The following is a 9756-nucleotide window of genomic DNA, read 5'->3' on the forward strand; positions in this document are numbered from 1 at the left end:
GCGTGCGGCGGCCAGGCCGTCGGCGGCCACGCGCAGGGCGCGCGTCCAGGACGCCTCCTCCAGCTCACCGGTCTCGGCGTTGCGCACCAGCGGCGTGCGCACCCGGGTCTCGGCCGTGGCGTAGCGGAAGGCGAAGCGGCCCTTGTCGCAGATCCACTCCTCGTTGACCTCCGGGTCGTCCCCGGCGAGCTTGCGCATGACCGCGCCGCGCCGGAAGTCGGTCCGCTCGGCGCAGCCCGACGAACAGTGCTCGCACACGCTGGGCGAGGACACCAGGTCGAACGGGCGGGAGCGGAACCGGTACTGCGCGCTGGTCAGCGCCCCCACCGGGCAGATCTGGATGGTGTTGCCGGAGAAGTAGGACTGGAACGGCGTGCCAGCACTGGTGTGCGAGGCCGCGTCGAACACGTCGGCGGTCTCGGAGGTGCCGATCTGCTGGTTCGCGCCGCGTTCGAGCAGGTCGATGAACGGGTCGCCCGCGATCTGCGCCGAGAAGCGGGTGCAACGCTGGCACAGCACGCACCGCTCGCGGTCGAGGAGAACCTGCGTCGAGATCGGCAACGGCTTCGGGAAGGTGCGCTTGGTGTCCCGGAAGCGCGATTCCGGCCTGCCGTGCGCCATCGCCTGGTTCTGCAAGGGACACTCGCCGCCCTTGTCGCAGACCGGGCAGTCGAGCGGGTGGTTGATGAGCAACAGCTCCATCACGCCCTGCTGCGCCTTGTCCGCGACCGGCGAGGTTTCCTGCGTCTTGACGACCATGCCGTCCGCGACGGTCATCGTGCAGGACGCCTGCGGCTTCGGCATCGGGCGGCCGTTCATCTCGACCTCGACCAGGCACTGCCTGCACGCGCCCGCCGGGTCGAGCAACGGGTGGTCGCAGAACCGCGGGATCACGGTGCCGAGCCGTTCGGCGGTCCGGATCAGCAGCTCGCCCTTGGGGGCGATGACCTCCTCACCGTCGATGGTGAGCTTGACGTGGCCCTCGGGAACGGGCGTCTCGTCGGCCGAGGACGTCTCGGGTGCGATGGTCATGATGCTCCCACCAGTTCGGGCGCGACGGCCCGGTTCTTCTCACAGAGTGCGACGAACTCGTCCCGGAAGTACTTGATGCCGCTGGTGATCGGGCTGACCGCGCCGTCCCCGAGCGCGCAGAACGAACGGCCGAGAATGTTGTCGCAGACGTCGAGCAGGGTGTCGATGTCCTCCTCGGTGCCCCGCCCCGCGACCATCCGTTCGAGCACCTGCGCCAGCCAGTAGGTTCCCTCCCGGCAGGGGGTGCACTTGCCGCACGACTCGTGCTCGTAGAACTGCGTCCACTTCATCACCGCCCACGGCACCGAGACGGTCTCGTTGAACACCTGCACCGCCGTGGTGCCGAGCATGGAGCCCGCCTCGGCCGCGCCCTCGAAATCGAGCGGCACGTCGAGGTGGTCGGCGGTGAACAGCGGTGTGGAGGAGCCGCCGGGCGTCCAGAACTTCAGCGGGACGCCGTCGGCCATGCCGCCCGCCATGTCCAGCAGTTCCCGCAGGGTCGTGCCGAGCGGGGCCTCGTACTGGCCGGGACGCTCGACGTGCCCGGAGATCGAGTAGATCTTCGGGCCGGGCGACTTCTCCGAGCCCATCTCGCGGAACCAGTCCACCCCGCCGTTGACGATGTAGGGCACGGTGGCGATCGTCTCCACGTTGTTCACCGTGGTCGGTGCCGCGTAGAGCCCGGAGGCGGCGGGGAACGGCGGCTTCAGCCTCGGCTGGCCCCTGCGTCCCTCGAGGGAGTCGAGCAGCGCGGTCTCCTCACCGCAGATGTAGGCGCCCGCTCCCGCGTGCACCGTGATGTCGAGGTCGAACCCGGACCCGAGGATGTCGGTGCCGAGGTAGCCCGCCTCGTAGGCCTCCCGCACCGCCGCGTTGAGCCTGCGGATCGGGTGCAGGGCCTCACCACGCACGTAGATGAAGCACCGGTGGGCGCGCATCGCGTAGGCGGCGATCACGCAGCCCTCGATGAGCGAGTGCGGGTCGGCCATCATCAGCGGGATGTCCTTGCAGGTGCCCGGCTCGCCCTCGTCGGCGTTGATGACCAGGTAGTGCGGCTTGTCCTCGTTCTGCGGCATGAACGACCACTTCACGCCCGCCGGGAAACCCGCACCGCCGCGACCGCGCAGGCCCGCGTCCTTGACCAGTTGCACGATCTGCTCGGGCGTGCCGCGCAGCGCCTTGCGGATCGCGGTGTAGCCTTCCAGCTTCTCGTAGGTCGCCAGCCGCCACGACTGCGGCGAGAGCCACCGCTTCGTCAGAACCGGCGTCAGCGGATCGGCACTCATTTCGCCTCCCCTGTGTCCTGCGGGGCACCCGCACCCGATCGGCTCCATGAGCGGAAGAAACGATGCTCACTCATTTCGCCTCCGTTTCCGGAAGAGGGGCCTCGGCCGGCATCACCGGAGCCGTCCACCCGCGATCGGTCGCGAGCTGCGCACCGCGCACGGTCTCCACCGCCTGCGACGGTCCGTCCACATCGGCCCGGAAGACGTCCTCGTCCTCGGGGAAGAAGCCCGCGAGCTGGCGCTCGACCGCTTTGAAGTCCGACAGCGGCGCGCCTCGCGTGGGCTGGGGCTTGTCCCCCCGGCGCAGGGCGTTGACGAGCTCGACCGCCTTCTCCGGCGTCTGGTTGTCGAAGTACTCGTAGTTGACCTGGAGCACGGGCCCGAAGTCGCACGCCGCCAGGCACTCGGCGTGTTCGAGCGTGACCGAGCCCTCCTCGCCGGGCTCGCCCGCGGTCTCCTCGTGTCCCAGCGGAGTGCCGCCCTCACCGAGGTGCTTCGACAGCCGCTCGTAGATCGCGTCCCCGCCCAGCGCGGCGCACAGCGTGTTCGTGCAGACGCTGACCAGATGCTGACCGCAGGGCTTGCGCTTGTACATGGTGTAGAACGTGACGACCGCGCTGACCTCGGCCTCCGACAGGTTCAGCTGCCGTGCGCAGAAGGCGACCCCCTCCTGGCTGACGTAGCCCTGCACCGACTGCACCAGGTGCAGCATCGGCAACAGTGCCGAGCGGGAATCGGGGTAGCGCCCGGCGAGGTCGCGGGCCTCCGCCTCGGTATCGGCGTCGAACGGATCGGCGGGGCGGGACTCGGTCAGCATCCCCTCCTCACGCACCGGCGAGATCGCCATGACGTCGACGTCGTCGGACGCCGCCGCGTGGGTCCGCTCGGCCTGCTGCGGGCCGGGGCGCGGAGTCTCGGAAGACGTGGTCATCGGTCCACTCCCCCCATCACCGGGTCGATCGAGGCGATGGCCGCGATGACGTCGGCGACCAGGCCGCCCTCCGCCATCGCGGGCATCGACTGGAGGTTGACGAAACTCGGTTCGCGCACGTGGACGCGCATCGGGCGGGTACCGCCGTCGGAGACGACGTGGTAGCCCAGTTCGCCGCGCGGGGACTCGACCGGCACGTACACCTGGCCCGGCGGCACGCGGAAGCCCTCGGTGACCAGCTTGAAGTGGTGGATCAGCGACTCCATCGACTGACCCATGATCTTGCGGACGTGTTCGAGCGAGTTGCCGAGCCCGTCGGACGAGATGGACAGTTGCGCGGGCCAGGCGATCTTCTTGTCCTCGACCATCACGGGCCCCGGCTCGGCCATCTTCAGGACCTGCCGGATGATCCGCAGCGACTGGTGCATCTCCTCGACACGAAGGAGGTAGCGGGCCCAGCAGTCGGCGTCGGTGGAGGTGGGCACCTCGAAATCGAACTCGTCGTAGCAGGAGTAGGGCTCCACCTTGCGCAGGTCCCACGCCAGTCCCGCCGAACGCAGCACCGGCCCGGTGACACCCAGCGCGAGGCAGGCGTCGACGGGGAGGTAGCCGACGTTCTTCAGCCGGTTGCGCCAGATCGGCTGGCCGGTGAAGAGCTTGTCGTAGAGCGGAAGGCGCTTGTCCATCACCTTGCAGAACTCGTCGACCTTGGCCACCCAGTCCTCGGGCATGTCCTGCGCGAGACCGCCCGGGCGGATGAAGGCGTGATTCATGCGCAGCCCGGTGAGGTGTTCGAGCAGGTGCAGGACCTCCTCGCGCTCGCGGAAGCCGAGCGTCATCGCCGTGGTGGCACCGAGTTCCATGCCGCCGGTCGCGATGTAGACGAAGTGGGAAGCCAGTCGGTTGAGCTCGAGCAGCAGGACCCGCAGCAACTGGGCACGCCGCGGCACCTCGATGCCGAGCAGCTTCTCCACCGCGAGGCAGTACGCCATCTCGTTGGACAACGGCGCGAGGTAGTCCATGCGCGTCACGAACGTGACGCCCTGGGTCCAGGTGCGGTACTCGCAGTTCTTCTCGATGCCGGTGTGCAGGTAACCGATCACCGATCGGAGCTGGGTGACCGTCTCACCCTCCATCTCCAGCACGAGCCGGAGCACGCCGTGCGTGGACGGGTGCTGCGGGCCCATGTTGATGACCATGCGCTCCGACTGGGTGGCGTCGCCGAGGACGTCCTCCCAGTCGCCGCCGCTGACCGTGTAGACGCGGCCCTCGGTGGTCTCCCGGTGCTCGGCGTACCGGGCGCTGTCGGCGCCCTCGGCCGTGGTGTCGGTGCCGGTGCTGCTCTCGGCGATGCGGTCGCTCGTGGTCATGAGTAGGACCTCCGCGTGTCGGGCGGCGGGATCTCCGCGCCCTTGTACTCCACCGGGATTCCGCCCAGCGGGTAGTCCTTGCGCTGCGGGTGCCCGTCCCAGTCGTCGGGCATGAGGATGCGGGTCAGGGCCGGGTGTCCGTCGTAGACGATGCCGAACATGTCGTAGGCCTCGCGCTCGTGCCAGTCGGCCGTCGGGTAGACCTCCACGATCGACGGGACGTGCGGGTCCTCGGGTTCGAGCGTGACCTCGAGCCGGATGCGGCGGCGGAACGTCATCGACGTCAGGTGGTAGACCGAGTGCAGCCGCTGCGGCACGTCCACGCCGTAGTCCACGCCGGACACCGAGCTGCACAACTCGAAGCGCAGCCCGGCGTCGTCACGCAGGGTGCGGCAGATCGCCACGAGGTGCTCGCGGGCGACGTAGAAGGTGATCTCACCCCGGTCGACGGTGACCTGCTGGATCGCCTCGGCGGGAATGCCGTTCTCGCCCAGCGCGGCGTAGAACTCGTCGGCGAAGTCGTCGAACCAGCCGCCGTAGGGACGTTCGGCGGGCGGCGGCGAGTAGGCGGGCAGCCGCAGGCCGCCGTAACCGGAGGTGTCCCCACTTCCGGACACGCCGAACATGCCCCTGCGCTCGCGACCCGCCACCACCGGCTCGACGGGGGCGGCGGGCTGAGTGCCCTGCGGCCTCAGTTCGGGCTCGCGCTCGGCGCTCGACTGCTCGCCGCCCGGCTCAGGCTTCTGGTCAGACATGCCCATCACTTCTTCGCGTACTTGATCGACGACGGCACGATCTCGGTCTTCTCGCCGCTGGCCGCGCGCAGCGCCGCGCGGCGCGGGCCCATCGGCTCGTCCTGGATCTTGGCGTGCAGCTTGAGGATCGAGTCGAGCAGCATCTCCGGCCGGGGTGGACAGCCGGGCAGGTACATGTCCACCGGCACAATGTGGTCGACGCCCTGCACGACGGCGTAGTTGTTGAACATCCCGCCGGACGAGGCGCACACGCCCATCGCCAGCACCCAGCGCGGCTCGGCCATCTGGTCGTAGATCTGGCGCAGGACCGGGGCCATCTTCTGCGTCACCCGGCCCGCGACGATCATCAAATCCGCCTGACGCGGGGTGGCGCTGAAGCGTTCCATGCCGAAGCGCGCGATGTCGTAGCGGGACCCACCGGTGGTCATCATCTCGATCGCGCAGCAGGCCAGCCCGAAGGTGGCGGGCCACAGCGAGTTCTTCCGCGCCCAGTTGACCACGCCCTCGAGGGTGGTCAGCAGGATTCCGTTGGGGAGCTTCTCTTCCAGACCCATGCCTGCCTCAGTTCCAATCCAGCCCGCCACGCCGCCACACGTAGATGTCGGCGATGAAGAACGTCGCGATGAACAGCGTGATGGCGACGACGCCCCACAGCCCCAGGAAGTCCGCCGCCACGGCGTAGGGGAACAGGAACACCATCTCGATGTCGAAGAGGATGAACAGCATCGCCGTCACGTAGTAGGCGATGGGCATCCGTCCACCACCCACCAGCGGCTGCGGCGACGGTTCGATGCCGCACTCGTAGGCCGAAAGCTTGGCCTTGTTGTACCGGCTGGGGCCGAGCAGGGGCCCGAGCAGCACCGAGAAGAGCGCGAACGCGAGCGCGAGCCCGAACAGCAACACGAGCGGCAGGAAAACACCGAGGCCGGAATCCGCGTTCCCCTGCGCGAGCACCTCTGCCGCCGAGGAGTTCACTGCGGCACCATCCTTTCCGCGCCACTGCGTAACGGACGTGATCGAGAACAAACCGGTCGAGCGAGACCCTAAGGGACCTGCGCCACACCCCGACGAGTCAGGGCCGCCTTACTTTGTGTGCTCAACCACCTCTGTCACGACGGTCGCAACCAACCTCGCTTGTGAAAGACTTCACAAGCCTGTCGGCGCGGTTGTGAAGCCATTCACAAAACATGGGAGCAGTCTAGGACGCGACTCACACGTTGTCGCTAGCCCCCGTGGTATCGATCCAGTCGCACCCCCGGGAACCCCGGCCGCCCCACGCCCGGTGAACCCCGAGACCTGCGCGGACGGTCACCAACTCCTATAGTACGCGCGTACTGTGAGCTTTCCCACCCCCACTCACCCCGAGTCGCCCCCCCCCGGACCCCGCGAGTTGCCCCTCACGGCCCGCGAGTTGCCCCCAGGAGCCCGCGAGTTGCCCCCTCAAGCCCCTCGAGTTGCCCCCTCGGTACGGCGAGATGCCCCTGGCTGACGGCGAGTGCCCTGTCGAGCCCCGCGAGCCAGTACCGGGTGCCCATGGAGTCGGCAGCGCGAGTGCCCACCCCACATCGGGTGCTTCACGGGCTCACGCGCACTGGTCACCGACCGCACGTACGACCGGAACAGGCGAGCCACGGTGCTGCTTCACCACCGCTGTCGCGCCCACTCCGCAGGTAAGCCCGGCGACCCCGCACTCAGGGCGGGCACCTCCGGCCCGCTACGGCAACTCGCGGGCCACCAGAGGCAACTCAGCCAACCGCGAAGGGCAACTCGCGGGCCACCAGGGGCAACTCGCGGGCCGTGAGGGGCGACTCGCGGGGTTCAGCGGGGGGACGGGGTGAGTTTGGACAGGGTTGTGACCAGGCGGTCGACGGCGTCGCCGCCGCGCTGGTCGTAGCAGCCGGACATGCCCTTGAACACCAGCGGGATCAGTGGGTTGATCCGCAGGCCGTACTTCGTCGCCAGGCGCATCACCTTCGGCTTGCCGATGGCGCGCGCGAACAGGTTGCCCAGCCGGTAGTAGCCGCCCATCAGGTCGGCGACCGCCCTCGGGTACCCGTGCAGCGCACGCTCCCGCGACGGTCCGCCCGGCCGGGCCAGCGCCTGCACCACGTGCTCGGCGGCCAGGCTCGCCGACTCCATCGCCGCCGCGATGCCCTCCCCGTTGAACGGACTCACCATGCCCCCGGCGTCCCCGACGAGCAGTAACCCGTCGCGGTAGTGCGGCGTGCGGTTGAAGCCCATGGGCAGCCCCGCCCCGCCGATGCGGCCCACGGCGTTCTCCTCGCGGTAGCCCCATTCCTCTGGCGTGGAGTCCAGCCACGAGCGCAGCAGCGCGCGGTAGTCGACGTTGCGGAACGACGCCGAGGTGGACAGCATCCCCAGCCCCACGTTCACCGTGCCGTCGCCGAGCGGGAACGCCCACCCGTAGCCGGGCAGCAGCGCGGGCTGCGCCGGGTCACGGCGGTCCCACAGTTCGAGGTGGCCCTCGATGTACGGGTCGTCGTGCCGAGGGCTGCGGTAGTACCGGCGCACGGCCACGCCCATCGGGCGGGTGTCACTCTTGTCGATGCCCACCGACAGCGCCAGCCGCGCCGACACCCCGTCGCAGCCGAGCACCAGTGGCGCGCGGTACGACACCGGCTGCTTGTCCGGCCCCTGCTTCGCCCGCACCCCGACCACCCGGCCGGTGCGCTCGTCGGTGATCGCCCCGGTGACCGACGTGCGCTCGCACAGACGCGCGCCCGCCTTCACGGCGGTGGAGGCGAGCAGTTCGTCGAAGTCCCGCCGGGTGCGCGCCACACCGTAGGGCGGGTAGCTGGTCAGCTCGGGCCAGTCGAGCTCCAGCGTCAGCTCCGCGGTGCGGATGCGCAGGCCCCGGCTGTGCACCCAGCCCGCCTCGGGGCTGGTGTCGATGCCGAGGTCGATGAGCTGTTTGACCCCGCGCGGGGTGAGGCCGTCACCGCACACCTTGTCGCGGGGGAAGGCACTCTTCTCCAGCAGGAGCACGTCGACGCCCGCGCGGGCGAGGTAGGTGGCGGCGGTGGAGCCCGCGGGGCCGGCACCGACGACGATGACCTCGGCGTCCTGAGTCATGCGCGCGAGTCTACGAGCCGGCCTCCGGCTTGCGTGCGCGGTGGATGGCCACGACCCCGAAGGTCAGGTTCAGCCACTCGACGCCGACCCATCCCGACTCGGCGATCATCTCCCCGAAGCGGCGCTGGTCGGGCCAGTTCAGCATCGACTCGGCGAGGTAGGCGTACGCCTCCGGGTTCGAGGAGACCCGGCGGCCCAGCCACGTCAGGACCCGCAGGACCACCGCCCGGTGGAGGAACCGGATCGGGCCGAACGTGGGCGTGGAGACCTCGCAGATCACCAGCCGCCCGCCCGGGCGCACCACCCGGGCGATCTCGGTGAGCGCGGCTTTCGTGTCGACGAAGTTGCGCACGCCGAAGCTGATCGTGGCGGCGTCGAAGCTCTCGTCGGCGAAGGGAAGCCGCAGCGCGTCGGCGGCCACCATCGGCACCTCGCGGTGCGCGCCGCCGCGCAGCATGCCGATCGAGAAATCCGCGGCCACGCACCACGCGCCGCTGCGCGCGTACTCCTCCGTCGACACGCCCGTACCCGCCGCGAGGTCGAGCACCTTCTGCCCCGGCCCCATGTCGAGCGCCTGCCCTGTGGCGATCCGCCAGCGGCGGTCGAAACCGAGGGTCATCACCGAGTTCGCCCGGTCGTAGCGCTTGGCGACGTCGTCGAACATCGCCGCGACGTCACGGGGGTCCTTGTCGAGGCTCGCTCGCGCCATGACCGCAGTGTAATCGGACGACGCAGGGGGCCCGCCGCCGCGCGCGGCGACCCGTTCGGGTGAGGGCGCTGCGCCTGCGCGGTGAGACGTTCACGCGGTGCGGGTGGGCACGTCACCTCGACGTCGCGTGGCCGACACCCGGTTCGGCCACGCTGGACCGGCATGGCCCTGATGTCTCCCGGTGCCCCGCGGACGGCCGCCCCCGATCCCGGCCTCGTGTCGACCGCGCTCGACGTGGCCGAGCGGCTGGCCGCCGACGCCATCGACGTCCTCACCGCCACGGCCGGCCGGACAGGCGCGCGGGGCGCCGATTCCCCGTTCGACTGGGTCCGTGACACCGGGCACACGCTCGAACGGCACACCCGCCGTGTGCTGGGCACCGAGTTCCCGGACCTGCCCGTCACCTGTTCCCCCGCGCGCCCGGGTTCGCCGCGGGAGCCGGGGTACCAGTGGCTGGCCGCGCCCGTGGCGGGGTCGCGGAACTACGTGGCGGGGCTGCCGTGGTGCGCCTACGGCCTCGCGCTCGCCGACTCGGCGGGTCCGCTGGTCGGGGTGGTCGCCGACGCCTCCCGTGGGCAGG

Annotated in this window: 10 protein-coding genes; 1 reads left to right on the forward strand and 9 read right to left on the reverse strand. The window is 70.0% G+C overall.

Translation table 11 applies throughout. From position 1 onward, the window contains the following. From SACSA_RS22070 to SACSA_RS0108270, 9 genes are all read right to left on the reverse strand, one after another. On the reverse strand, positions 1–1032 hold a 1032-nt coding region (locus SACSA_RS22070; protein ID WP_019814971.1), incomplete at its 3' end, for a 2Fe-2S iron-sulfur cluster-binding protein. Beyond that, on the reverse strand, positions 1029–2318 hold the full coding sequence (gene nuoF / locus SACSA_RS0108235; RefSeq protein WP_019814973.1) for an NADH-quinone oxidoreductase subunit NuoF: 1290 nt from the start codon (positions 2316–2318) through the stop codon (positions 1029–1031). The genes SACSA_RS22070 and nuoF, both read right to left, overlap by 4 nt. Before the next feature lie 70 nt (positions 2319–2388). Continuing rightward, positions 2389–3249 carry an NADH-quinone oxidoreductase subunit NuoE gene (gene nuoE, locus SACSA_RS0108240; RefSeq protein WP_019814975.1) on the reverse strand — a complete coding sequence of 287 codons (861 nt, stop codon included), beginning with the start codon at positions 3247–3249 and terminating at the stop codon, positions 2389–2391. Continuing rightward, positions 3246–4619, reverse strand: coding sequence for an NADH-quinone oxidoreductase subunit D (locus SACSA_RS0108245; protein ID WP_019814976.1), 1374 nt, complete (start codon positions 4617–4619; stop codon positions 3246–3248). The genes nuoE and SACSA_RS0108245 overlap by 4 nt, the downstream gene beginning before the upstream one ends. Continuing rightward, a complete protein-coding gene (locus SACSA_RS0108250; RefSeq protein ID WP_019814979.1) occupies positions 4616–5380 on the reverse strand; it encodes an NADH-quinone oxidoreductase subunit C in 765 nt (254 codons plus the stop codon). The genes SACSA_RS0108245 and SACSA_RS0108250 overlap by 4 nt, the downstream gene beginning before the upstream one ends. Further along, positions 5380–5928: a NuoB/complex I 20 kDa subunit family protein gene (locus tag SACSA_RS0108255; RefSeq protein WP_019814980.1), complete on the reverse strand. Its 549-nt coding sequence runs from the start codon at positions 5926–5928 to the stop codon at positions 5380–5382. The genes SACSA_RS0108250 and SACSA_RS0108255 overlap by 1 nt, the downstream gene beginning before the upstream one ends. Before the next feature lie 7 nt (positions 5929–5935). Continuing rightward, on the reverse strand, positions 5936–6349 hold the full coding sequence (locus SACSA_RS0108260; protein WP_019814981.1) for an NADH-quinone oxidoreductase subunit A: 414 nt from the start codon (positions 6347–6349) through the stop codon (positions 5936–5938). 843 nt (positions 6350–7192) lie between these two features. Beyond that, positions 7193–8467 (reverse strand): geranylgeranyl reductase family protein, encoded by a 1275-nt coding sequence (locus SACSA_RS0108265; protein ID WP_019814982.1) that lies wholly within the window; start codon positions 8465–8467, stop codon positions 7193–7195. A gap of 10 nt (positions 8468–8477) precedes the next feature. Beyond that, complete coding sequence (locus tag SACSA_RS0108270; protein ID WP_019814983.1) at positions 8478–9176, reverse strand: demethylmenaquinone methyltransferase; 699 nt, start codon at positions 9174–9176, stop codon at positions 8478–8480. Between the two features lie 162 nt (positions 9177–9338). On the opposite strand from SACSA_RS0108270, the gene SACSA_RS22075 reads away from it, so the two are divergent. Further along, a partial coding sequence (locus tag SACSA_RS22075; protein ID WP_019814984.1) for an inositol monophosphatase family protein occupies positions 9339–9756 on the forward strand: 418 nt, incomplete at its 3' end.

This window comes from Saccharomonospora saliphila YIM 90502 (assembly GCF_000383795.1).
GTDB classification, from domain to species: Bacteria; Actinomycetota; Actinomycetes; order Mycobacteriales; family Pseudonocardiaceae; genus Saccharomonospora; species Saccharomonospora saliphila.

Bases quoted from the DNA above. Each gene is read 5' to 3' on its own strand.
- SACSA_RS0108270 (WP_019814983.1), bottom strand. From the start codon at position 9,176: ATGGCGCGAGCGAGCCTCGACAAGGACCCCCGTGACGTCGCGGCGATG.
- nuoF (WP_019814973.1), bottom strand. From the start codon at position 2,318: ATGAGTGCCGATCCGCTGACGCCGGTTCTGACGAAGCGGTGGCTCTCG.
- SACSA_RS0108245 (WP_019814976.1), bottom strand. From the start codon at position 4,619: ATGACCACGAGCGACCGCATCGCCGAGAGCAGCACCGGCACCGACACC.
- nuoE (WP_019814975.1), bottom strand. From the start codon at position 3,249: ATGACCACGTCTTCCGAGACTCCGCGCCCCGGCCCGCAGCAGGCCGAG.
- SACSA_RS0108255 (WP_019814980.1), bottom strand. From the start codon at position 5,928: ATGGGTCTGGAAGAGAAGCTCCCCAACGGAATCCTGCTGACCACCCTC.
- SACSA_RS0108250 (WP_019814979.1), bottom strand. From the start codon at position 5,380: ATGGGCATGTCTGACCAGAAGCCTGAGCCGGGCGGCGAGCAGTCGAGC.
- SACSA_RS0108265 (WP_019814982.1), bottom strand. From the start codon at position 8,467: ATGACTCAGGACGCCGAGGTCATCGTCGTCGGTGCCGGCCCCGCGGGC.